The sequence below is a fragment of the Paludibacterium sp. B53371 genome (assembly GCF_018802765.1).
Lineage (GTDB): Bacteria > Pseudomonadota > Gammaproteobacteria > Burkholderiales > Chromobacteriaceae > Paludibacterium.
The window spans coordinates 2,039,560-2,061,913 of record NZ_CP069163.1 but is presented as its reverse complement, the minus strand read 5'-3'; the positions used below and the strand labels follow the sequence as shown (position 1 = coordinate 2,061,913).

Below are 22,354 nucleotides of genomic sequence, written 5' to 3'. Positions count from 1 at the left end.
TGCTGTTCAAGGAGCAATCATGCATTGCAAGTCTGTAGTTTTACGCGCCAGCCTGCTGGCACTGGCGCTGTCCCCTGCCGTGAGGGCCGGGCAGATTTCCCTCTACCCGATGGAGGTCAAGGCGACGGCCGGCACGGCGCACCTGCCGACGCTGACGGTGATCAACTCACCCGACAGTAAAACCTATGTCTCGACCAGAGTGACCGAGATTCTGAAACCCAATACGCCGCAGGAAAAGGAAGTCGAGCTGTCCGGGCTGGATGACAAGGATCTGATTGCCTCGCCATCCAAATTTGTGCTGGCCCCCGGTGCCAACAAAAAGGTTCGGCTGGTGTTCATGGATACCGTCGAAAAAGAGCGCGATTTCCGGGTCTATACCACCCCGGTGACTGACAGCAAGCAACTGGCCGATCTGGCCGGCGCGCTGGAGGGGACTGCTTCTGCCGCCAGGGGCGAGAGCAAGGCCATCAAGACCGAGGTGTCGGTAGCGATTGCCTGGGGGGCGCTGATCCGTCTGCTGCCGGCTGAGCCAAAGATCGCCTGGAGTGCCAGTGTGCATGACGGCAAGTTCTATCTGAAAAATACCGGCAATGTCCGCTTTCATGTGAAGAACGTGCAGCACTGTGATGAAAAAGCCAGTTGCCCGGCCATCAGCAAAGAAGGGAAGAGCGATGAGTTCAATGTCTATCCGGACATGGAGCGGCTGATTGGCTCGGCGCGCGGGGTGGACAAGCTGACGTTTGATGTCTCGGACAATGAGGGTGGACCGGTGACGCACATTCTGGCTGCTTCGCTGTTGCCGCACTGAGACGGGGGCTGCCATGTCTGCGTTTTCTCGCGAGTCTTTCCGATTGTCTGGCCTGGGGTTGGTCTTCGGCCTGCTGTCGCTGCCTGCTTGGGCGACGACCTATAACCTCGACTTTAACTACAATGCGGATGCCCGACAGGATGCCCAGTTCGGCATCGTGGTGCTGGCCAGGGATCCGTCGACCCTGCAGGACTACAATACGCCCTGTGCGCTGAACAATGTGCAAGTGACCACCAATCTGGGTGGCTCGATTGTGTTTACCTCCAACAAGTCTTCCAGCATCAAGCTGACGGTACCGATTACCGGTCAGTTTCCGGTGCGGGCTTCGACCAGTAACCTGGCGCAGGTCTCTCCCTGGATTGGGACGAGTGGCAACTATAGCGGCAACAGCAGCAAGCTCATGCCAACGTTCGGGGCGTACAGCGCCCTGTATTACGGGCCGCCAACCGATTCGGGCGGGGTCTCGTCCAATGTCTGTGCCAACAACAGTACTCAGACTTCGACGCGCAAGAATCATTACAACTCGGGTATCGGGGGCAACTGGAGTGTCAGTGATACCCCCAAGTTGGGGGTGACGCTGCGTTTGTCCACTCTGTCGGCGGCCGATCTGCAAAATGGCGGGACGACGGAATGGACCGCCAACTTTTCCCCGACAGGTCAGTATGGCCTGCAGTACTACAACGACCCTCGCGACCCGGGATCCTATACCTCGATCAGCGGCAGCAATCTACCGGCCAATACCTACAAGCTGACGATCAAGGTTACGGCGCCCTCGCGCATCCTGACGTCCGATCCTCCCGCCGGTGACCTGGCTTCGAGCAGCAGCGGCCTGTTCTCTGCCAGCGGGTATCTGCAGAAGATATGTCTTTATGACGGCACGGGTGATGGCTCGGCGGGTGGGGCCTTGCAAGTGCGCGTCGACAACAACATGACCAATAACAGCAGCAGCAATTTCGCCCTGGCACCCAATGGCCAGGCCGGCACACCGGCATCTCAGTTGCTGTATTTTTCCCTGACCGGTGCCAGTCCGATCAATCAGGGAGTGGTGATTAATCGTGCACAGACTTATAGCTACCGCAATTATTCGGCCTATGAAGCCACCTATGACCCATCGACCGGCGGCAATCTGACCGGTCTGCCCGCTTCGTTCAACTGTGTGCCATGGAACCTGCGCCTGAAAGCCGCACCGCAAGGCAAGGCGCCGGGCACCTATGGCGGTCAGCTGAACTTGACCCTGAGTAGTGCGCCGTAAGGTGCGTGCTGTTTTTTTACCTGAAAGGAAACATGAAGATGAAGCTTACGATGCTGGCTGCCACACCATGGTTGTTGCTCGCCGGGGTATCTGCCTGGGCCGACAATACGGCGGATATTCCCGTGACCGGTTCAGTACCGGTTTATCTGAACGTGGACTCGTCAACGCCCGGGGGGCTCAATACGCAGTTACCACTGAATTATGACCCGACCAGCAATACCTTTGATGGCTCGCGCGATCTGGTATTCAACACCACGGATACCAGCAAAGGGGTTCAGGTTCAGCTGACCAATGATGACCACATGTCCGGTGCCATCGTGGGCAACACCGCCCAGGTGCCGCTGCAGCTCACTTTGACCGCTAATGGCGTCACCTCGACGGTACTGCAAAATCGCAACGATACCACCACGATCTCCCGCGCCAACATGAACTGGAATAACACGACGCTGACCAGTCCGGATATCACCTTGCACGTGCTGGGGGTACCGACCGGCCGGATTCCGGCTGACGTGTATTCCAGTCATGTGCAATTGACCTTCTCTCTGGCGCCGTGATCAAAATGACAAGGAGAACAGCATGCGGGCGATCCGGCATTTTCTGTGTTGCGCTTCGCTGCCGTTGTGGCTGGCTTACCCGGGTTGGGCTTGGGCGACCAGCTCAGCAGACATTCCGGTGAGTGGTCGAGTGGATCCCTATGTCGTGGCCTCTGCGACCAGCGGTGCGTTGTCCGACCCGATGGTGGTGGGGTATGACCTGCTGGCGGACCGTTTTCAACCGGCCAGCATGTCGCTGCGCTTTCTGACGTCGGATGCGTCACGTGGCCTGCAGGCAACGCTGTTGCCTGGTGCGGCCATGGTTGGTGCTACCTATCACCAGTCATTCCCGCTGGAGGCGGCGCTGGGCGTGTCCGGCGCCCTGATGCGCCCTCTGCCGGCCGGTGTGCCGGTGCCCTTCAGTGTGGCCGAGGCGCAGTGGGACAGCAGTAGCGGGTTTGCCAATAGTCAGGCCTTTCTGCTGCGTGTCAATGCCAGCGGCAGCCTGCCGCAGGCAGATCATTATAGCGGGCAGGCGGTGATTGCCTTTATGCCCGGATTGTGAGGTGGCAGGTGAAAGCGGAAGACAAGATGGACCGAAGGGCGTGGGTGGGGGCACTGGCACTGCTGAGCGGGACCGGGCTGGCAATGGCGGACAGTGCCACGATCAACCTGTCGCTTCAGGTGCCGCGCGATCCGCCGCAGATCGTGTTTGATGGCGCGACACGCGTGACCCTGCCAGTCGATGGTTCGGACGGGACGCTTGGCAGTGTCTGTCTGTTTGATGGATCCGGCGGCTCGGGCAGCAGGCCGTCCCCCAGTGGCGACATGCAGTTGAGCTTCACGGATGACAATACCAGCAGCCGCAGCAACCCCAGGTTGTTCTCGCTGGGGCTTAACGGAGCGACCGGGGCCAGCGGTAGCAGCCGGATGGACTATTTGTTGTCCGTGGAGGCGGTTGGCTGGCAGACCTGGGGGCCGATGCAGCGCGGCGTGGCCCAGTCATTCAGTAGCAGCACTTATCCAGGCAAGACGGTGAGTCATGCGGCCACGACGAGCATTCCCTATCCCTTTTATTGCTTGCCCATCACGCTGCATCTGAGCACAACAAGTGACGGCTCGACGGCAGGGGCCGCCAGTGGCGTGTCTGCCGGCAGTTATAGCGGGCAATTGACCTTGACCCTGAGTGTGCCGGTCTGAGGTAAGTATGTTTGATAACCTTTGGAGAAATCGTATGAACAAGATTGTATTGTCCGGCCTGATGGCCGCAACGCTGGCCTTGTCGTTGCAGGCAGGGGCGACAGCCACCCCGGTAACGGCCGCAGTGACCGTGTCGGCTACCATGCCGGTGACTTTCAGTGTGACACCGACTGGTGGTTGGGCTGTGACGCTGGGCGCCTATGACCCCAACACCGGCTTGCTGACCTCGGGGACCAATGCGCTGACGTTTACCACCAGTGACACCTCCAAGGGGGTGGAGTGGGCCTGGACCAGCGGCAGCACGCTGACCAAGGGTTCGGATACCATGAACCTGGCTGTCGGCATCAAGATCGGCACGGCGGCCACGACCTACAAGACCACACCGGATGGCACCTGGACCACGATTCCGGCGACCAGCCTGAACTGGAATGGCACCACCCATACTTCGGGTGCCACCATCAATCTGGACATTACGCAGGCGAGTACCGACAGTACCAAACCCGCCGGCAGCTATACCGGCACGGTCAATCTGTCGTTCCGTCAGCAGACCTGACCTGCGGCAGCAAGGTCAGCCAGGCGGCAATGCGTTCGGCGCATTGCCGCCATTTTGTATCCAGCATCAGCATATGGCCGGTGTCTGGCAGGATTTCTGCGCTGACGCCGAAGTGGCCGGCGGTGGCGACGACATCATCGGCATGGATCAGCTGGTCTCCGGCGCCGCCCAGCACCAGGGCAGGTGTGGGCAGGGGGCGGCCGATGGCCAGCGGGTTGACCAGGGTCATGTCGATCAGGGCACGCTGGCTTTCCTGCTGGCTGTGGCGGATCAGCCATTCGATGTCTTCATCCGGGGTGGACGGCGAGAACAGCAAGGCGCGCAGTTCGTCGTAGTCGGGGTTGTACTGACCGTGCTGGTAAAGGTTGAGCTTGATGAACAGCCCCGGCGCATTGCTCAACAGGCGCAGGCTGGAGCCGGCCAGGCCGGCCGGTGGCACCGAGGCCAGCAGGACAGCGCCGGGCAGGGGGCTGTGACGCAGGTATTGCTGCAGGACAAAGCCGCCCATGGAGTGGGCGATCACCACGGGCTGTTGCCGGATCTGACGGATGGCACTGGCCAGATTCTTGCGATAGTCCTCAATGCTGACTGCGGCCAGATAATGGCGACCTTCGCTCTGGCCGTGGCCTTCCAGGCTCAGCGCCCAGCAGTCGTAGCCCTGGCTGGCGAACCACGGCAGGAAGTGCGGCTGCCAGGCCCAGGCACCGCAAAAGGCACCATGCAAAAACAACAGGGGGGGCGCTTGGCGCGCCTCCCCGCTTGCCGGCTGGTGGATCAGTTCAAGTCTGGGGGTCACAGGACTTCGGCCGCGTGATCTGCCAGGCGCGAACGTTCTCCGCGTTGCAGTGTGATGTGGCCGGAGTGCTCCCATCCTTTGAAGCGGTCGACCACATAGGTCAGACCCGAGCTGCCCTCGGTCAGGTAGGGGGTGTCGATCTGCGAGATGTTGCCGAGACAGACCACCTTGGTACCGGGGCCCGCCCGGGTGATCAGGGTCTTCATCTGCTTCGGCGTCAGGTTCTGCGCTTCGTCGATGATCAGGTACTTATTGAGGAAGGTGCGCCCGCGCATGAAATTCAGGCTCTTGACCTTGATGCGCGAACGGATCAGGTCGCGCGTGGCGGCACGGCCCCAGTCGCCGCCATCGTCATCGGTTTTGTTGAGCACATCGAGGTTGTCCTCCAGTGCGCCCATCCACGGGGCCATCTTTTCTTCTTCGGTCCCCGGCAGAAAGCCGATGTCTTCGCCCACCGGCACGGTGACGCGGGTCATGATGATTTCGCTGTAGATTTTCTGTTCCAGCGTCATGGCCAGTCCGGCTGCCAGGGTCAGCAGGGTTTTACCGGTACCGGCCTGCCCCAGCAGCGTGATGAAGTCGATCTCCGGATTCATCAGCAGATTGAGGGCGAAGTTCTGTTCGCGGTTGCGCGCGGTAATGCCCCAGACGTTGTTCTTGCTGTGCGAGTAGTCTTTGAGCGTTTCCAGCACGGCATCTTTGCCGGACAGGCTCAGGACCCTGGCCTGCAGTGGCGATTCGCCCTCCTGCCACAGCATCTGATTGCAATGCAGAGAGGCAGTATCCGGTCCGCGCAGCTGGTAATAGCTGCGGCCCTTGTCCTGCCAGGACTTCAGGTCCTTGCCGTTGCGTTCCCAGAAGCTGGTGTCAATTTCGCGGGTGCCGGTATAGAGGATGTCGGTATCCTCCAGCACCTTGTCATTGAAGTAATCTTCGGCGGCCAGGCCGAGGGCATGCGCCTTGATGCGCATGTTGATGTCTTTGGACACCAGGATCACCGGACGATCCGGGAACTGGTCACGCAAGGCCGAGACGATGCCGAGGATCTGGTTGTCGGCCTTGCCTACCGGCAGGGAGTCGGGCAGGACGCCGCGGATGGCCTGGGCCTGCAGGAACAGTTTGCCGGTGGCAGCGTTCTTGCTCGGGCCTTTCAGTTCGATGCCGGCGGCAATGTCGGCATCGTTGCTGGTGACGATTTCATCCAGGAAGCGGCTGGCCTGACGACCGTTGCGGGCCACTTCGGACATGCCCTTCTTGTGTTCGTCCAGTTCTTCCAGGGTGATAATCGGGATGAAAACATCGTGTTCTTCGAAGCGGAACAGGCAGGTGGGATCGTGCAGCAGTACGTTGGTATCAAGAACGAACAGTTTGCTGATCTTGTTTTTCTTGCGGCTTGCCATGATGGATATCCCCTTTGACTTGTTGGTCCTGGCGGCACCGTCCCGAGCCTGCTGACGGCGCCCGCCATCGGGCACTGCCTGTGAAACTGCCAATCCTTACAGTGATTCGACGATGGCCAGCACCTCCTCCGCATGGCCGGGTACCTTGACGCCACGCCATTCGCGCACCACCCGACCGTCGGCACCGATGACGAAGGTGCTGCGCTCGATGCCCAGCACCTTTTTGCCATACATGTTCTTGCTTTTGATGACATCAAACAGTTTGCACACGGTTTCTTCGCTGTCCGACAGCAGCTCGAATGGCAGCGAGTATTTGCTCTTGAAGTTTTCGTGCGACTTCAGGCTGTCACGCGAGATGCCGACGACTTCGGCGCCCTTGGCCTGGAAGGCCGGGTAAAGGTCGCGGAAGGCCATGCTCTCGTTGGTGCAGCCTGGGGTGTTGTCCTTGGGGTAGAAGTAGATCACCAGGGGGCGTGGGGCGTCCGCCAGCGTGAAGGTCTTGCCGGAGGTGGCCGGCAGGGTGAAGTCAGGGCAAAGCTCGTCTTGCATGGAAGCTCCAGTGGAATCAGTGGTTGTCTGCAACGTTATCGTCGTTATGTTACGTGTTCCCTGTGCCGTTGCTTAAGATTAGCATGAACTTGGGGTAGGAAATCAATCGGTCATACGTTTAAGCAATACCAACAGGGCGCCGCCTTCGTGACTTTCACTCCAGGCCAGAACTTCCGGGTGGTGAGAGAGCCAGGTACGGGTCATGCGTTTCAAGACCGGTTCGCCGCTGGAACCGATGCCGCGGCCATGAATGATGCGCACACAATTGCCGAGGCGCCTTGCCTGATGCAAAAAAATGGCCAGGCGATCCTGCGCCTGATAGCGGTCGTAGCCATGCAGGTCCAGCTCGGCACAGACCGGCCAGTGCAGTGCTCGCAGTTTTTTCAGGGTATTGCCCTGCATGCCGGCGCGCACAAACTGGTTGTCGCTGTGTGCCGGTTCGAACCAGCCGACAGGATGTGGGTGCAGTCTGTCGCTGTGAGCGCGGGCGCGTTTGCGTGGGTGCGGGCTGGGGCGGGGCGGGGCGAAGTGGACACGGCCATCATCGGCAAGCGGGGTGACGTCGCACAACTGGCTTTTGAAGTCGATGTCGGGCGGCTCGACCGGCTTGGCCGGCCTGGCCGGTACCTCGGGTACCGGCCGGCGCGGCAAGGCGCGCAATTTATCCTTGAGCGACTTCAAGCGGGTTTACTTCAGTTGGTCGAGGTAGCGCTCGGCGTCCAGGGCAGCCTGGCAGCCGGAGGCGGCGCTGGTGACGGCCTGGCGGTAGATATGGTCCTGCACGTCGCCGGCTGCGAAAACGCCTGCAATGCTGGTGGCGGTGGCATTGCCCTGGTTGCCGCCCTTGGTGATCAGGTAGCCGGTGGCATCCATTTCCAACTGACCCTTGAAAATCTCGGTGTTCGGCTGATGGCCAATGGCAATAAAGACGCCGCTCAGACTCAAGTCTTCGGTCTTCCCGTCGATAACAGACTTGATGCGGGCACCGGTGACGCCGCTTTGGTCACCCAGCACCTCATCCAGGACGGCATGCAGTTTGAGGCTGATCTTGCCTTCGGCGACACGCTCGTTGAGCTTGTCGATCATGATTTTTTCGGCGCGGAAGCTGTCGCGGCGGTGGATCAGGGTCACATGGCGCGCGATGTTGGCCAGGTACAGCGCTTCTTCAACGGCAGTATTGCCGCCGCCGACCACGGCGACGTCCTGATTGCGATAGAAGAAACCATCGCAGGTGGCGCAGCCGGATACGCCCTTGCCCATAAAGGCTTCTTCCGACGGCAGGCCGAGGTATTTGGCTGAAGCACCGGTGGCGATGATCAGTGCGTCGCAGGTGTAGCTGCCGGCATCACCCTCGAGGCGGATCGGTTTTTCGTTCAGATGGGTGGTGTGAATGTGGTCGAAAATGATCTCGGTGCCAAAACGTTCGGCATGACGCTGGAAGCGGGCCATCAGTTCCGGTCCCTGAACGCCGTCGGCATCAGCCGGCCAGTTGTCCACTTCGGTGGTGGTCATCAGCTGACCGCCCTGTGCCATGCCGGTGATCATCACCGGTTGCAGGTTGGCGCGGGCTGCGTAAACAGCGGCGGTGTAGCCGGCCGGGCCGGAACCGAGGATCAGAAGGCGGCTGTGGCGGGATTGGCTCATCGTGGTTTTCCTGTTGCAGTTTTATGTGGATCAAGTGCATTTTAGCAGCTCTGCCATGACAACTGGCAAACCGCCATCTACACTTGGCATGACAGTTTTGGGTTTATAGGAGATTGGGGCATGAACATCGCCAGTCAAGTATCAAATATCGGCTCGGATAGCAGTGGTGTGGGCCAGGCAGCGCAGATCTCTGTGCTCAACAAGGCCAAGAACATCGACGCCAGTACCGTTTTGCCCTTGCTCGACTCTGCCGTGCAGTCGTCGCAGCAGATCCAGGCGACCACGGTCAATCCGGCTCATCTGGGGCAGAACGTCGACGTTCACGCCTGACCATCCTGCACGCTTTGACTAGAAAACCGGCGCCCGTGGGCGCCGGTTTCTTTTTTTACGCCGGCTGGCTCTCGACGGCGGCCTGCATGGCTTCGATTGGTAAAAACAGCTGTTTGTAGGCCGCCGGGGAATCCACGAAGCCGCAGCCCTGATAAAAGCGGGCGACCTGTTCGTTGAGGGGCTGAGTCAGCAGGGCCGTCACGCCGGCCTGCTGGTTGATGGCCAGCACATGCCGGATGGCCTGGGCCAGCAGCGCGTGGCCCAGGCCCTGATGCTGGTAGAGTTTGTCGACTGCCAGTCGGGTCAGGATGGCCACCGGCAGCGGGAAGTGGTCGCGATCGGCGATCTGCTGGCCGTGACCGGGGAATTCGCGCGAATCGATCTGCCCGACGCTCAAGCTGAAATACGCGACAACGCGTTGCTGGACGCAGACCACGAAGGTCTTGGCCGAATGGTTGCGTTGTGCCTGCCAGGCCCGATGGGCCAGCCAGTCATTCATGGCAATTTTGTCGCAGTCGAAGGCATGGGTATCGTGCTGTAGCTGCAGCTCGGACGGCGGCAGCAGCGCTGAGTGACTTTGCCAGGGCGGGGTTTGTGCCATCAGGTGGCAGAGGCTGGCCGATGGTGGCTGCGGACGCTGGCGCAAGGCGATCAGTTGCTGCCGTTCATGGCCGCGGACATAGAACTGGCACTGGTCCAGGACGGTGCGTTCGGCAGCCGCGCAGGCGCTGTCGTGCAGAAAGGCGCTCAGGGTTTTGCCGCAGAGGTCGGCGGCACGGCGCAGCAGGATGTCCTGCTCATGGCTGAGTTCGATGTGATGTTGTACGGATTTTTGAAACCAGCCGAATGGACGCAAGGGCATGATGGCTGTCCCATGGCAATTTCAGTGCTTGCATGGTAGATCAGCCGGCCGGACGACTCAATCCTGCGGCGGATTCAGGCCTTGGTATTGACGTGGGTGTTGCTGTCGGAGGGCAACAGCAGGGTCTGGGCGGTCTGGTATTGCTGGATGGCCGTGGGCGGCGGCGGATTGGGGGCGCGGCTGTTCTGGGCCTGGCTGTTGGCCTGCTGCGCCTGTTGGATCTGCGCTTGTTGCTGGCGTGCCTCGGCCTGACGGTTGGTCTGCTGTGCGGCCTGTTGGCGTGCCTGCTCGGCCTGGGTGACCTGTGTGCGCTGTTGCTGGCTTTGTGCCGCCTGACTGGCCTGGGCGCTGGCCAGTTGCTGCTGCAGTTCGGCCTGGACCCGCGCGGTTTGCTGGTTGTATTGCGGCTGCAGTGACGGCGCAGCGGCGGCCTGACCGGCCTGATTGGCTGCGCCGGCCTGATTCTGCTGGCGAACCTGGCGGGTCTGTTCTGCCTGTTGTGTCTGCTGTGCCTGCAGTACCGGCACATTGGTGGCGGCACTGGAGGGCAGGCGGACGATGGTGCTGCTCATGCCTGACTCCAAGGGGACTTTCTGTCAGTTTAGCGCATGCGTGGCCGAAAATCACATCAAAATCATCAGCTTGCCGGTTTTTCGTGCAAGACCTGTGCCAGCATGTGTTCAGCCAGCTGATCCACGCTCAGTTCGCCATCCGGGCGGAACCATTGCACGGTCCAGTGCAGGCTGCCCAGCAGGGTGCGTCGCAGCAGCCGGGTGTCGCCGCTGATCATGCCGGCAGCAGCGGCCTCGTCCAGCGTATCCTGCCACAGCGCCTCATAGCGGTCGCGCAGCCGGATCAGCTCCGGGCGGGCGGCTTCACTGACGCTGCGCCATTCGTACAGCATGACCTCCAGCGCCGCCTGGTTTTCGCCCAGCAGCGAGTTGAGGTGGACATGGAACAGTGCCGCCAGTCTGGCGCGCAGATTGCCGGCCTGGGCCAGAGCGGCCTGCAGTTGTTCGGTGGTACGGGTAATGCCCAGCGCCATGACCGCGACCAGAATCTCTTCCTTGTTGCGGAAATGGTAGAACAGGCTGCCGGATTGCATGCCGACGGCGTTGCCGAGGTCGCGGACGGTGGTGCGTTCGTAGCCCTGATCGCGGAACAGGCTGGCGGCGGCGAGCACCAGTTCCATGCGACGGTTGTTGTGGTCGGTGGCGTGATTATTCATGACTGGCGTCGGCAGCGGGGCTCAGGTCGGGCAGCAGGCGGGTCGCCGCATGCCAGACTTGCTCGGGAGCCAGCTTCTCCAGGCAATCGGTATGGCCGAACGGGCAGGTGCGCTCGAAGCACGGGCTGCATTCCAGGCTGAGCGACACGATTTCCGCGCGTTCGGACAGCGGCGGGGTGAAGTCGGGACTGGAGGAGCCGTACAGGGCCACCAGCGGAATGTCGAGTGCTGCAGCGACATGCATCAGGCCGGAGTCATTGCACACGGCAATGTTGGCCAGGCCGATGAGATCGATGGCCTGATCGAGGCCGGTCTTGCCGCACAGGTTGACCGCCAGACCATGCGACAGGCGGCTGATGTCATTGCCGATCTCGGCATCCTTGTTCGAGCCAAACAGCCAGACATGGAAACCGGCGGCAGCGAAGCGTTCGGCCAGTTTGGCAAAGTGCCGGGCCGGCCAGCGTTTGGCGGGTCCATACTCGGCGCCGGGACAGAAGGCCACCACCGGACGGTCGGCCGTCAGACCGAGTTCGGCCAGTGTCGCCTGTTGTCGGGCCGGATCGGCAATCAGCTGCGGATGCGGAATCGGACGCGACAGCGGCTGCCCCTTGCTGGGGGCCAGGGCGCAGAAGCGCTCGACCATCATCGGCAGGCTGTTTTCGTCCAGCTCGCGCCAGTCGTTCAGCACGCCGTAGCGTGATTCGCCGATGAAGCCGGTACGGCAGGGAATGCCGGCAAACAGGGGGATCAGGGCCGACTTCAGCGAATTGGGCAGGACGATGGCCTGATCGAACTTCAGCCGTGCCAGTCGCCGCGCGACCTTCCAGCGGGCCAGCAGGTTCAGCGCGCCATGGCCGAAGGGGTTGAGGTGTGCCTGCGAGACTTCCGGCATGCGGGCCAGGAGCGGCAAGGTCCACTGGGGTGCAAAGACATGCAGCTCGATGTCACCGTACAACTGATGCAAACGGCGATACAGCGGCTGGGCCATGACACTGTCGCCCACCCAGGAGGGCGCGATGACCAGGATTTTTTTCATTCGGCTTGAATTCAATTAAAAAAGGGTGCGGCCAGGCAGCACCCTTTGCGACGTCGTGACGGCCTTAGTGGTGCGCACCCGGTTTGCCACCTTGCAGCTGGTAGCGGGTCGAGCAGTACGGGCATTGTGCTGCGCCATGCTCGTCCAGCGACAGATAGACGCGCGGATGGGCATTCCACTTCAGCATGTCGGGCATCGGACAGGCCAGCGGCAGATCGCTGGCCGTGATGTCGATATGGCGTGCGGTATTGGCTTTGAGTTCGGACATCAGGTATTTCCTTGCTTATTTCACGTAAGTCAGCCATTCGGCGTGGCTGTCATCCAGACCCTTGACGCTGTCGAAGAAGCGTCGCTGGATCTCGGTGGTAATCGGGCCGCGGCGACCTTCGCCGATCTGCCGGTTGTCCAGTTCGCGGATCGGGGTGACCTCGGCGGCGGTGCCGGTGAAGAAGGCCTCTTCGGCACTGTAGACCTCGTCGCGCGTCAGGCGTTTTTCGATGATCTGCAGCCCCATTTCCTCGGCGATCTGCATCACGGTATCACGGGTGATGCCTTCCAGTGCCGATGTCAGATCGGGAGTATACAGCTTGCCCTTGCGAACGATGAAGACGTTTTCGCCGGAACCTTCCGCCACATAGCCCTCGACATCCAGCAGCAGTGCCTCGTCATAGCCGTCGCGGGTGGCTTCGGTATTGGCCAGGATCGAGTTCATGTAGTTGCCGTTGGCCTTGGCCTTGCACATGGTGATGTTCACATGGTGGCGGGTGAAGGACGAGGTCTTGACGCGGATGCCTTTCTCCAGGCCATCGGCGCCCAGGTAGGCGCCCCACGGCCAGGCGGCCACGATGACCTGAACGTCGTCGGTGGGCGGGGCGACACCCAGCTTGCCGGAGCCGTAGAAGGCCATCGGACGGAAATAGCAGGAGGACAGCTTGTTGGCCTTGACCACCTCATGGTGGGCCTGATTGATCTGCTCCTTGGTGAAGGGCATCTTCATGCCGAGGATGTGCGCCGAGCGGAACAGGCGGTCGGTATGGTCCTGCAGGCGGAAGATGGCCGGGCCGCGCGGGGTTTCGTAGGCGCGCACCCCTTCGAATACGCCCATGCCATAGTGCAGGGTATGGGTCAGCACGTGGGTGGTGGCGCTGCGCCAGTCGACCAGTTCGCCGTTGTACCAGATAAAGCCGTCTCGTTCAGCCATCGACATGATGAGTTTCTCCGTTTGTCCGTTTTAATGTTTTGTGATTATAGCGTTGCCACGGCCACGCCAGTCAGTCTGTACCAAACAGATATTGCCATAGCGCCCGGGCCTGACGGTAGTGTTCTTCCAGTTCCGGCGTGACTTCGCAACGCCGCAGCTCGTTCAGGCGTGCCGCATGCTGCAGTTTTCGGCAGTAGCGATAGGTCTGTCGGGCGGCCTCGGCCAGCTCGCCCGGAATCAGCCCGGCTCGGGCGGCCACGGCCAGCAGGGCGATGGTGCCGGTATTGGCGCACAGCTCGGGCAACTGACCGGCATGGGCCAGAATCAGGTACTGCACGATGAATTCGATGTCCACCAGCCCGCCGCGTGCATGCTTGACGTCGGCCGGTTCGGCCGGGTGGGTCTCCAGCATGCGCTGGCGCATGTTGCGCACCTCGTCCGCCAGCAGCGCCGGATCGCGCGGCGCGGCGAGAATCGCCTGGCGCGCCCGATCGAAGCGCTGTCCCAGCTGCTCGTCGCCGGCAACGAAGCGCGCCCGGCTCAGTGCCTGGTGCTCCCAGACCCAGGCCTGCTTCTCCTGATAGTTCTCGAAGGCCTGTACCGTGCTGACCAGCAAACCGCTGGAGCCGTTGGGACGCAGGCGCAGGTCGATGTCGTAGAGCCCGCCGGCGGCCGTGGTGCTGGTCAGCCAGGTGACCATCTTGCGGGCCAGTCGCGAGTACAGCTCCGGGGCGTCGGGGTGCGGGTCGTCGAACAGGAAGATCACATCCAGGTCGGAGGCGTAGCCCAGCTCCTTGCCGCCGAGCTTGCCGTAGCCGATGACCGCGAAGCAGGGGATATCGGTATGGCGTGCCGCAATGTCCAGCCAGGCATGACGCAAGGTCGCGTCGAGGATCAGGTCGGCCAGCCGGGACAGTTCGTCAGACAGGGCCTCGACGGTCCACATGCCGGCCAGATCCTGGGCAACCAGGCGGAAGGCCTGGGCGTGCTGCACATGGCGCAGGGTGTCCATCTTGGCTTCGACATCGCCCTGGCAATCAATCAACTGCTGTTCCAGCTGGGCGGCGATGGCCGGCCAGTCCGGCGTGCCGTACAGCACGCGGGCATCCAGCAACTCGTCCAGCAGGATGGGGTGACGGGTCAGATAGGTGGATACCCAGGCGCTGGCCGATGACAGCGAGGCCAGTCGTTGCAGCGTCTGCGGATATTCCGTCAACAGAGCCAGATAGGGCGCACGACGGCTGATGGCCTCCAGCAGGGTCAGGACGCGCGACAAGGTGGCATCCGGATTGGGAAAATGGCCGGAAACCTCCACCAGCGGGGGAATCAGTGCGTCGAATTTCTTGCGGTTGGCCAGTGCCATCTGCTGATAGCGCTGACTGGTGGACAGGCCGTGCAACAGGCGGGCGACGTCCTGCGCCTGCTGATAGCCGAGGGCTGCCAGCTGCGGGCTGATGTCACCTTCCCCGATATCACGCCACAGCGCGGTCAGCGGATGGTCGGGTGCCGCCTCGGTCGGCAGGAAAAACACTTGTTCGAAGTGCCGCGTGACATGGCGGCGGTGCTCGGTCAGTGCCGACAGAAAGGCATCGGTGCTGGAAAAGTTCATGGCACTGGCCAGATTTTCCAGTGCCTGAGGTTGTTCCGGCAGGGTCTGGGTCTGCTGGTCGTCGACATATTGCAGCCGGTGTTCGAGATTGCGCAGGAAGGTATAGGCCTGCATCAGCTCGTCGATGGCCTGCGGTTCCTGCAGACGCAGTACCGCCAGGCGTTGCAGTGTCTCCCGGGTGCCAAACAGCTGCAGGCTTTTTTCACGCCCGCCGCGAATCAACTGAAAGACCTGGGCGATGAATTCAATTTCGCGAATGCCGCCCGGGCCGAGCTTGATGTTGTCGGCCAGGTCGCGTCGTGCCACTTCGCGCCGGATCTGGCTCGACAGTTCGCGCATGGCGCCATAGGCGTTGTAATCGAGGTATTTGCGGTAGACGAAGGGACGGACCAGCTCGGACAGGCCTTCGGCATCGCCGGTCAGGGCGCGGGCCTTGATCCAGGCGTAGCGCTCCCACTCCCGCCCCTGGGTCAGCAGGTAGTTTTCCAGTGCGCTGAAGCTCATGGCCAGCGGCCCCGAGTCGCCGTACGGGCGCAGACGCATGTCGACACGGAACACCTGGCCATCGGCGGTGACATCGTTGAGCAGTGCGATCAGCTTCTTGCCTGCCTGGCAGAAATACTCGTGATTGCTGATGCTGCGGCTGCCATCGGTCTGGCCGTTTTCCGGATAGATGAAAATCAGGTCGATATCGCTGGAGGCATTCAGCTCGCGCCCGCCCAGCTTGCCCATGCCGATGACGATCAATTGCTGCGGGGTGCCGGTATCCTCGCCGATTGGCTGGCCGTACTGTGCCAGGGCCTGGCAGGCGACCGGCAGCGCGGTACGGACGGCAAACTCGGCCAGGGTGCTGATGCTGGAGACAATTTCGTCCAGTTCGGCCAGCCCGCCGACATCGCGGGTGATCAGGCGTGCCATCACGGCACGGCGCAGGGCGCGCAGGGCCGGCGCGAGGGCGTCGGGGCTGTCGAGTGCCGTCCAGTCGGTGAACGACTGCATCTGCTGCAGGGAGAAGGGCTGGTCAAGCTCCCGCTCCAGTCGCTCGCGTTCCTCCGGGTGTGCCTGCAAGACACGCGCCAGATAGCCGGAATAGGCGATGGCCCGGGTGATGGCACTGGCACGAATGGCGTTTGATGGCATAATGTCTCCGCGCTATAGAAGATGCATGGATTTCTCCGGGTGCGTGGTGTTTGCGGCCTGAACGCCGGTGCCGGAAAATCCTTGCGGTCGCCCTCCATTGTACTGGTTTGTCTCCCTTGAAAAAGCTCATTGGCTTGTTGCGTCACCTGCCGGTCATTCGCACCCTGAAATGGGGGCTGAGGCTTTCGGCTTGGCTGCTGGGTCTGGCGCTGCTGGCCGTGGCGGCGGGCTTCCTGTTTTTTACTTACCAGGTTCTGCCGAATCTCGACCGCTATCGTCATGCGCTGGAGCAGCAATCGGCTCAGGTGCTGGGGCGCCAGGTGCACATCGCCCGGTTGTCCGGAAGCTGGGACGGGATTGCGCCGCGCTTTGAGCTGCGGGCCCTGTCCATTGACGATCCGCACGGCAATCCGCTCACGCTCGACCGCATCGTGGTGGTGCCCTCCTGGAAAAGCCTGCTGGCATTTGAGCCGCGCATGGCGCTTATCCAGATCACCTCACCCTCGCTGGATATCCGCCGGGGTCATGACGGCAGGTTCTATCTGAATGGCTTCCCGCTTTCGGGCAACAAGCCGCGTGCTGCCGGCGCGGCCAATCCCGGCGATTTGTTGCTGCGCCAGAGCCGTATCCTGATCAGCGGTGCACGCATTGCCTGGCAGGATGAATACCTCGGCCTGCCCAGGCTGACTCTGGCCCGGGGGCGACTGGAGCTCACCAGCGGGCTGTTGTCGCATGAGCTGCGCCTGTCCGGCCGGCCTCCGGCCGCCGTCGGCGACAGTTTCGAGTTGAGCGGCAACTGGCGCGGGGATCATCTGGACGAGTGGTCGCAGTGGCGTGGCAGTGTATCGGCCAGTCTGCAAGGGGCCCGGGTATCACCCTGGAGCCGCTATCTGCAGAACTTTGGTCTGCTCAGTCGCGGCGAAGGGGATGGCTCGATCGAGCTCGCCTTTGCCGGTGGCCGCATCAACAGCCTGCAGGCCGACGTCAAGGTGCGCAATGCCGCCTATACCTTGCCCGGCGCTTCCGAACTGACCCTGCCTGCGCTGGGCGGGCACCTGCAGCTGGAGCGCAATGGCGAGGTCTATCAGATCAATGCCACGCATTTGTCGCTGCTCGGTGCCAACGGGCCGGTGTTTGAAGACTCCAGCATCAATGGTTACTGGGATACCGGCGCCCCGGGCGGCGGCGAGCTGCATGTCGACAACGTCAATCTGGCGGCCCTGCAGCCCTTCCTGCGTGCGCTGGGGATTGACCGCAATCCGCTGCTGGCCCGCTTTGCCCCGGCGGGCCAGCTGAAGAATCTCTCGGTCAGCTGGCAGGGCCGGATCGATGCCCCGACGCGCTACCGCTTCGAGTCCTCCTTTACCCGTCTGGCCTGGCAGCCCTTTGGCGAAGTGCCTGGCGTGACCGGGGTCAAAGGCTCGGTCAGCTTCGACCAGACAGGCGGCAAACTGCGGGTCGACCATGCCGAAACCGTGACCATGCCGCACATTTTTCCGCTGCCGCTGCGTTTTGGCTCGCTGGCGGCCGATGTGGGCTGGCGCAGCAGCGGGCAGGGCATCGATGTGCGCTTCGATCGCCTGCAGTTCGCCAATGATGATCTGCAGGGCAGTGTCACCGGCAGCTACCGCAACACCGGTTCGGGTGCCGGCCAGATCGACCTGACCGGCCAGATCGGTCAGGTCTCGGCGGTACGGGTCGCGGATTACCTGCCTTACCAGGCCGGTACCGATACCCTCAAGTGGCTGCGTGCCGCCCTCAAGGCCGGCACGCTGGAAAGCGCCCAGCTGCGTCTGCGCGGCAATCTGGATCAGTTCCCCTTCAAGGGCGGGCAGGGCGGCGAGTTCCTGGTACAGGGCAATGTGCGTCATGCTTCGCTGAAGTTCGATCCCGCCTGGCCGGTGCTGGAAGGGTTTGATGCCGCCCTGTTGTTCAAGAATGAGCGCATGGACATCCGCTCTGCCCAGGTGACGACGCTGGGCAATCGCCTCAATCAGGTGCAGGTGTCGATCCCCGATCTGTCCGCCCAGGACATTCATCTGGAGATCCAGGGCCAGTCATCCGGTCCGTTGGCCGATATGTTGCGCTATACCGCGCACAGCCCGGTCGATGGCTGGTTGTCCGGTTTCCTGGGCAAGACCCATGCCAGTGGCGCGGCAGCCTTGCGCCTGCAGTTGTCGATTCCGCTCAGTGGCAACAACGGACCGAAGGTCAACGGCCAGCTGCAACTGATGAACAATCAGCTGGCGCTGACGGTCTTGCCCCTGCCGCCGCTGCAGGCGGCCACCGGCACGCTGGCCTTCAATGAGCGGGGGGTGGCGACTTCCGGCATTCATTTCAATGCCTTCGGCGGCCCCTTCCTGCTGCGCGCCAATACCGATGCCAATGCGCGCATGCATTTCAGTGTCGACGGACAGGCCGACAGCCATCAGGTGCTGGCACAGTATGTCGATTTTCTGGCACCGCACATCACGGGTAGCTCGCACTATCAGGCGCGATTTACCTTGCACAATGGTCTGGAGTCACTGCAGGTCGGCTCGGATCTGCGCGGCACCCAGCTGTCGGCCCCGGCGCCACTGGCCAAGGCTGCCGGCGATGCCTTGCCGTTCAATCTGACCATGCTGCCGGCACGACAGCCGGCCAATGGCATGAGGCTGGATTTTTCCGCCGGCAGCCAGATCGCAGGCCGGGTGCGCTTCGATGCCGAAGGCAATGCCCTGGGCACCGAAGTGGTTGTCGGTCGCCTGCTGGGCGAGCAGCCGGCGCCGGGCATCCATGTCAAGGTGGCCCTGCCGGTGGTTGATGCCCAGGCCTGGACCAACTGGGCCCTGGCCGGGGTGCCGGCCCAGTCGCAGAGCCAGGCCATGCCTCCGCTGTATATCGAACTGGCTTCGCCGGAAATCCACTGGGGCGCCCTGGCGATTCACAAGGCATCGCTCTGGTTGGGGCACAGTCCGGGGGACGCGCGCTGGCATGCCATGGTGGACGCGGCGGAAGCCAAGGGCGAAGTGGACTACGACCCGAACGGCAATGGCAGCATTCGTGCCCGCCTGCCGCTGCTGGTGCTCAATCCGGCCTGGCGCGGCGGGAGCGGTGGCAGCGGCCCGGCCAGCCTGCCGGCGATGGATATCCACGTCAGCAAACTGGTATTCAAGGGAAACACCCTCGGCAGCCTGCAGCTCAATGCCCGCTACCTGGCTCGCGACTGGCAGCTGGATGATGTCAGCCTGACCCTGCCGGAAGGGACGCTCAGCGGCAGTGTGCGCGTACTGGATGCCGGGCGGGTCGAGACCCGCTTCAAGGGGCAGGCGACCGATGTCGGCAAGCTGCTGAGCCGTTTCGGCGAGGGGGATACTTTTAACAAGGGGCATGGCAGCCTGTCCGGCAGCTTGTCATGGCCGGGGGGATTGTCCGACTTCAATCCGGCGGCCCTCAGTGGCCAGGTCAGCATCAGTCTGGCCGATGGCCGTTTTGCCAAGGTTGATCCGGGCGTGGCCCGCCTGCTGGGGGTGCTGAGTCTGCAGTCCCTGCCGCGCCGCATCCATCTGGACTTCACCGATGTCTTCAGCGAAGGCTTCGCCTTCGACTCATTGCGGGGTGACGCCGCGATCAATCAGGGTATATTTAAATCGGATAATCTGATCATGAAGGGCCCGGGTGCCGACGTCAGTATCAATGGCGAAGTCAACCTGGGGGCCGAAACGCAGAAGCTGCTGGTGCATGTCGAACCGCACTTGTCCGAGGGGGTGGCGCTGGCAACCGGCGCCGCCCTGATCAACCCGGTGGTCGGTGTGGCGGCCCTGGCGGCACAAAAGGTGCTGCGTGATCCGGTCAGCAAGATCTTCTCGGTGGATTACAGTGTCAGTGGCACCTTCACCGACCCGGTGGTGACGCGGCTCAAGTCCGCCACCTTGACCAATACCTTGCGAAAGCTTCAACCATGAAATCCAAATTTCTCGTGGCTGCGGTGCAAATGGTGTCCGGCACCGACTGGCATCGCAATCTGCGCGATGCCGAGCGGCTTGTGGCCGAGGCGGCCGGACGTGGCGCCAGCCTGGTGGTGTTGCCGGAATACTTTTGCCTGATGGGGGCTCGCGATCAGGACAAGGTGGCGCTGGCCGAGGTGCCGGGTGAAGGCGTGCTGCAGCAGGCGCTCGCCGATATGGCGCGCTGCCACAAGATCTGGCTGGTTGGCGGGACGGTGCCGCTGGCGTCGGGCGAGGCGGGCAAGGTGTATAACACCAGCTGGGTGTTTGATCCTGCCGGCATGGCGGCAGCCCGCTATGACAAGATTCATTTGTTCGATTTTACCGGTCAGGGCGAGAGCTACTGCGAGTCGAATACCATCCGTCCCGGCAGCCTGCCGGTCAAATGTCGTACCGAGTTTTGCGAACTGGCCCTGGGGATCTGTTACGATCTGCGCTTCCCCGAGTTGTTCCGCCAGTTGGCCCCCTTTGATGTGCTGGTGTTGCCGGCGGCCTTCACGGCGGTAACCGGTCAGGCGCACTGGGAGGTTCTGCTGCGCGCGCGCGCCATCGAAAACCAGTGCTATGTGATTGCCTCTGCCCAGGGCGGTCAACACGAGAATGGCCGTGCCACCCATGGTCATTCGATGATCATCGATCCCTGGGGGCGCATCCTGACCGAATTGCCGCAAGGCGAAGGCGTGGTGCTGGCCGAGATCGACGCCAACATGATTCAATCTGTCCGCTCGCGTCTGCCAGCCCTGGCACACCGGGTACTGAAATGAAAGAAGCTGACATGCAAGAAGCCTTTGCCGCTGCCGAACAGTTGCTGCTGACCCCCAGCGGCCTGGACGAGGCCACCCTGGAATCTGCCTTTGCCCGTCTGGCGCGTCGTGATATCGACTACGCCGACCTGTATTTCGAATACATCCGCAACGAAGGCTGGAGCCTGGAAGAGGGTATCGTCAAATCCGGCAGCTTCAATATCGAGCAGGGCGTGGGTATCCGTGCCGTCAGTGGCGACAAGACGGCCTTTGCCTACTCCGACGAGATCAGCGGTGCCGCCCTGGCCCGTGCCATTGATGCCGTGCGTGCCATCGGCAGCAATGAGGGGCATTTGCCGGTGTCGGTGCCGCAGCGTCGCCAGCCCGAGGCGCTGTATCCGGCCATCGACCCCTGCGCCAGCCTGGAGGCGGCCGCCAAGGTGGCGTTGCTGGAAAAAGTGGAAAAACTGGCACGCGCCATGGATCCGCGCGTCATTCAGGTCATGGCGGGCCTGGCGGCCGAATACGATGTCATTTATCTGGCTCGCCACGATGGCGTCCGTGCCGCGGATGTGCGTCCGCTGGTGCGCCTGTCGGTCTATGTGATTGCCGAACAGAACGGTCGGCGCGAACAGGGTTCCAGCGGAGGCGGCGGCCGCTACGACCTGTCCGGCTTTACCGATGAAGTGGTCGAGCGCTTCGTCCGTCAGGCTGTCAATCAGGCGCTGACCAATCTCGACTCCCGCCCGGCCCCGGCTGGTCAGATGACTGTGGTGCTCGGGCCGGGCTGGCCTGGCGTGCTGCTGCATGAGGCCATCGGCCATGGCCTGGAAGGGGACTTCAACCGCAAGGGCACTTCGGCCTTCAGTGGCCGCATCGGCGAGCGGGTGGCAGCCAAAGGCGTGACCGTGGTGGATGACGGTACCCTGAGCGGTCGTCGCGGCTCGCTGGCCATCGACGACGAAGGTAATCCGACCCAGTGCACCACCCTGATTGAGGACGGCATCCTCAAGGGGTATATGCAGGATGCCATGAATGCCCGTCTGATGAAGGTAGCCCCGACCGGCAACGGCCGGCGTGAGTCCTATGCCAGCATTCCGATGCCGCGCATGACCAATACTTACATGCTGGGCGGCAGCCATGATCCGCAAGAAATCATTGCCTCGGTCAAGGATGGCCTGTATGCCGTCAACTTCGGTGGCGGTCAGGTGGACATCACCAGCGGCAAGTTCGTCTTCTCTGCATCGGAAGCCTGGCGCATCGAAAACGGCAAACTGACCTATCCGGTCAAGGGGGCCACGCTGATTGGCAATGGTCCGGACGTGCTGCAGTATGTCTCCATGATCGGCAATGACCTGGCGCTGGATCAGGGGGTGGGCGTCTGCGGCAAGGAAGGTCAGAGCGTGCCGGTGGGGGTCGGACAGCCGACCTTGCGCATCGATGGTGGTCTGACGGTTGGCGGCACCGGCGAGTGAGATGACGGG

General features: G+C 62.2%; 22 protein-coding genes. 10 read left to right on the top strand and 12 right to left on the bottom strand.

Annotation, left to right across the window (positions count from 1 at the left end; translation table 11 throughout):
• Positions 1-19 precede the first annotated feature (19 nt).
• The 6 genes from JNO51_RS09960 (at position 20) to JNO51_RS09935 (ending at position 4,346) form a co-directional block, all read left to right on the top strand.
• On the top strand, positions 20-808 hold the full coding sequence (locus JNO51_RS09960; RefSeq protein ID WP_215776603.1) for a hypothetical protein: 789 nt from the start codon (positions 20-22) through the stop codon (positions 806-808).
• A gap of 13 nt (positions 809-821) precedes the next feature.
• On the top strand, positions 822-2,060 hold the full coding sequence (locus JNO51_RS09955; RefSeq protein ID WP_215776601.1) for a CfaE/CblD family pilus tip adhesin: 1,239 nt from the start codon (positions 822-824) through the stop codon (positions 2,058-2,060).
• Positions 2,061-2,098: 38 nt separating this feature from the next.
• Positions 2,099-2,614, top strand: a complete 516-nt coding sequence (locus JNO51_RS09950) for a hypothetical protein (RefSeq protein ID WP_215776598.1) — start codon at positions 2,099-2,101, stop codon at positions 2,612-2,614.
• Between the two features lie 118 nt (positions 2,615-2,732).
• Positions 2,733-3,158, top strand: a complete 426-nt coding sequence (locus JNO51_RS09945; protein WP_215776596.1) for a hypothetical protein — start codon at positions 2,733-2,735, stop codon at positions 3,156-3,158.
• Between the two features lie 26 nt (positions 3,159-3,184).
• Positions 3,185-3,793, top strand: coding sequence for a CfaE/CblD family pilus tip adhesin (locus JNO51_RS09940; protein ID WP_215776593.1), 609 nt, complete (start codon positions 3,185-3,187; stop codon positions 3,791-3,793).
• Between the two features lie 34 nt (positions 3,794-3,827).
• Positions 3,828-4,346, top strand: coding sequence for a hypothetical protein (locus JNO51_RS09935; protein ID WP_215776591.1), 519 nt, complete (start codon positions 3,828-3,830; stop codon positions 4,344-4,346).
• Here JNO51_RS09935 and JNO51_RS09930 read toward each other — a convergent pair.
• The 5 genes from JNO51_RS09930 to trxB all read right to left on the bottom strand — a co-directional run bounded on the left by JNO51_RS09930 (position 4,318) and on the right by trxB (position 8,735).
• Positions 4,318-5,142, bottom strand: coding sequence for an alpha/beta hydrolase (locus JNO51_RS09930; protein WP_252346054.1), 825 nt, complete (start codon positions 5,140-5,142; stop codon positions 4,318-4,320). The two genes, JNO51_RS09935 and JNO51_RS09930, sit on opposite strands and share 29 nt — an antisense overlap.
• Positions 5,139-6,542 carry a PhoH family protein gene (locus tag JNO51_RS09925; RefSeq protein ID WP_215776587.1) on the bottom strand — a complete coding sequence of 468 codons (1,404 nt, stop codon included), beginning with the start codon at positions 6,540-6,542 and terminating at the stop codon, positions 5,139-5,141. The genes JNO51_RS09930 and JNO51_RS09925 overlap by 4 nt, the downstream gene beginning before the upstream one ends.
• Before the next feature lie 96 nt (positions 6,543-6,638).
• The gene (locus tag JNO51_RS09920; RefSeq protein WP_215776584.1) at positions 6,639-7,091 is read right to left on the bottom strand and encodes a peroxiredoxin; all 453 of its coding nucleotides are present in this window, start codon (positions 7,089-7,091) and stop codon (positions 6,639-6,641) included.
• Between the two features lie 102 nt (positions 7,092-7,193).
• A complete protein-coding gene (locus JNO51_RS09915; protein ID WP_252346053.1) occupies positions 7,194-7,772 on the bottom strand; it encodes a Smr/MutS family protein in 579 nt (192 codons plus the stop codon).
• Between the two features lie 6 nt (positions 7,773-7,778).
• Positions 7,779-8,735, bottom strand: coding sequence for a thioredoxin-disulfide reductase (gene trxB / locus JNO51_RS09910; protein WP_215776582.1), 957 nt, complete (start codon positions 8,733-8,735; stop codon positions 7,779-7,781).
• Between the two features lie 120 nt (positions 8,736-8,855).
• Here trxB and JNO51_RS09905 point away from each other — a divergent pair, with 120 nt between their 5' ends.
• Positions 8,856-9,065 (top strand): putative motility protein, encoded by a 210-nt coding sequence (locus JNO51_RS09905; RefSeq protein WP_252346052.1) that lies wholly within the window; start codon positions 8,856-8,858, stop codon positions 9,063-9,065.
• A 55-nt stretch (positions 9,066-9,120) separates the two neighbouring features.
• Here the strand turns inward: JNO51_RS09905 and JNO51_RS09900 are convergent, their stop codons facing one another.
• From JNO51_RS09900 to glnE, 7 genes are all read right to left on the bottom strand, one after another.
• Entirely contained in the window at positions 9,121-9,927 is an 807-nt protein-coding gene (locus JNO51_RS09900; RefSeq protein WP_215776580.1) for a GNAT family N-acetyltransferase, read from the bottom strand.
• Positions 9,928-10,001: 74 nt separating this feature from the next.
• Positions 10,002-10,499: a hypothetical protein gene (locus JNO51_RS09895; protein ID WP_215776577.1), complete on the bottom strand. Its 498-nt coding sequence runs from the start codon at positions 10,497-10,499 to the stop codon at positions 10,002-10,004.
• A gap of 65 nt (positions 10,500-10,564) precedes the next feature.
• The gene (locus JNO51_RS09890) at positions 10,565-11,155 is read right to left on the bottom strand and encodes a TetR/AcrR family transcriptional regulator (protein WP_215776574.1); all 591 of its coding nucleotides are present in this window, start codon (positions 11,153-11,155) and stop codon (positions 10,565-10,567) included.
• Positions 11,148-12,191 carry a lipopolysaccharide heptosyltransferase II gene (waaF, locus tag JNO51_RS09885; RefSeq protein WP_215776572.1) on the bottom strand — a complete coding sequence of 348 codons (1,044 nt, stop codon included), beginning with the start codon at positions 12,189-12,191 and terminating at the stop codon, positions 11,148-11,150. The genes JNO51_RS09890 and waaF overlap by 8 nt, the downstream gene beginning before the upstream one ends.
• A 64-nt stretch (positions 12,192-12,255) precedes the next feature.
• Positions 12,256-12,459, bottom strand: a complete 204-nt coding sequence (locus tag JNO51_RS09880; RefSeq protein ID WP_215776570.1) for a zinc-finger domain-containing protein — start codon at positions 12,457-12,459, stop codon at positions 12,256-12,258.
• A gap of 15 nt (positions 12,460-12,474) precedes the next feature.
• Positions 12,475-13,398, bottom strand: a complete 924-nt coding sequence (locus tag JNO51_RS09875; RefSeq protein WP_215776567.1) for a branched-chain amino acid transaminase — start codon at positions 13,396-13,398, stop codon at positions 12,475-12,477.
• 64 nt (positions 13,399-13,462) lie between these two features.
• Complete coding sequence (glnE, locus tag JNO51_RS09870; RefSeq protein WP_215776565.1) at positions 13,463-16,141, bottom strand: bifunctional [glutamate--ammonia ligase]-adenylyl-L-tyrosine phosphorylase/[glutamate--ammonia-ligase] adenylyltransferase; 2,679 nt, start codon at positions 16,139-16,141, stop codon at positions 13,463-13,465.
• A 116-nt stretch (positions 16,142-16,257) separates the two neighbouring features.
• On the opposite strand from glnE, the gene JNO51_RS09865 reads away from it, so the two are divergent.
• The 3 genes from JNO51_RS09865 to tldD are packed head-to-tail and all read left to right on the top strand — an operon-like array spanning position 16,258 to position 22,345.
• Complete coding sequence (locus tag JNO51_RS09865; protein WP_215776563.1) at positions 16,258-20,085, top strand: YhdP family protein; 3,828 nt, start codon at positions 16,258-16,260, stop codon at positions 20,083-20,085.
• Positions 20,082-20,891, top strand: coding sequence for a carbon-nitrogen hydrolase family protein (locus JNO51_RS09860; protein ID WP_215776560.1), 810 nt, complete (start codon positions 20,082-20,084; stop codon positions 20,889-20,891). Before JNO51_RS09865 ends, JNO51_RS09860 begins: the two co-directional genes overlap by 4 nt.
• On the top strand, positions 20,888-22,345 hold the full coding sequence (gene tldD, locus JNO51_RS09855; protein WP_371822828.1) for a metalloprotease TldD: 1,458 nt from the start codon (positions 20,888-20,890) through the stop codon (positions 22,343-22,345). The genes JNO51_RS09860 and tldD overlap by 4 nt, the downstream gene beginning before the upstream one ends.
• Positions 22,346-22,354: the final 9 nt, after the last annotated feature.

Coding starts and splice junctions, on each gene's coding strand:
- JNO51_RS09960 (WP_215776603.1), top strand. CDS start 20: ATGCATTGCAAGTCTGTAGTTTTACGCGCCAGCCTGCTGGCACTGGCG.
- JNO51_RS09955 (WP_215776601.1), top strand. CDS start 822: ATGTCTGCGTTTTCTCGCGAGTCTTTCCGATTGTCTGGCCTGGGGTTG.
- JNO51_RS09950 (WP_215776598.1), top strand. CDS start 2,099: ATGAAGCTTACGATGCTGGCTGCCACACCATGGTTGTTGCTCGCCGGG.
- JNO51_RS09940 (WP_215776593.1), top strand. CDS start 3,185: ATGGACCGAAGGGCGTGGGTGGGGGCACTGGCACTGCTGAGCGGGACC.
- JNO51_RS09935 (WP_215776591.1), top strand. CDS start 3,828: ATGAACAAGATTGTATTGTCCGGCCTGATGGCCGCAACGCTGGCCTTG.
- JNO51_RS09925 (WP_215776587.1), bottom strand. CDS start 6,542: ATGGCAAGCCGCAAGAAAAACAAGATCAGCAAACTGTTCGTTCTTGAT.
- JNO51_RS09920 (WP_215776584.1), bottom strand. CDS start 7,091: ATGCAAGACGAGCTTTGCCCTGACTTCACCCTGCCGGCCACCTCCGGC.
- trxB (WP_215776582.1), bottom strand. CDS start 8,735: ATGAGCCAATCCCGCCACAGCCGCCTTCTGATCCTCGGTTCCGGCCCG.
- JNO51_RS09905 (WP_252346052.1), top strand. CDS start 8,856: ATGAACATCGCCAGTCAAGTATCAAATATCGGCTCGGATAGCAGTGGT.
- JNO51_RS09900 (WP_215776580.1), bottom strand. CDS start 9,927: ATGCCCTTGCGTCCATTCGGCTGGTTTCAAAAATCCGTACAACATCAC.
- JNO51_RS09895 (WP_215776577.1), bottom strand. CDS start 10,499: ATGAGCAGCACCATCGTCCGCCTGCCCTCCAGTGCCGCCACCAATGTG.
- JNO51_RS09890 (WP_215776574.1), bottom strand. CDS start 11,155: ATGAATAATCACGCCACCGACCACAACAACCGTCGCATGGAACTGGTG.
- waaF (WP_215776572.1), bottom strand. CDS start 12,191: ATGAAAAAAATCCTGGTCATCGCGCCCTCCTGGGTGGGCGACAGTGTC.
- JNO51_RS09880 (WP_215776570.1), bottom strand. CDS start 12,459: ATGTCCGAACTCAAAGCCAATACCGCACGCCATATCGACATCACGGCC.
- JNO51_RS09875 (WP_215776567.1), bottom strand. CDS start 13,398: ATGTCGATGGCTGAACGAGACGGCTTTATCTGGTACAACGGCGAACTG.
- glnE (WP_215776565.1), bottom strand. CDS start 16,141: ATGCCATCAAACGCCATTCGTGCCAGTGCCATCACCCGGGCCATCGCC.
- JNO51_RS09860 (WP_215776560.1), top strand. CDS start 20,082: ATGAAATCCAAATTTCTCGTGGCTGCGGTGCAAATGGTGTCCGGCACC.
- tldD (WP_371822828.1), top strand. CDS start 20,888: ATGAAAGAAGCTGACATGCAAGAAGCCTTTGCCGCTGCCGAACAGTTG.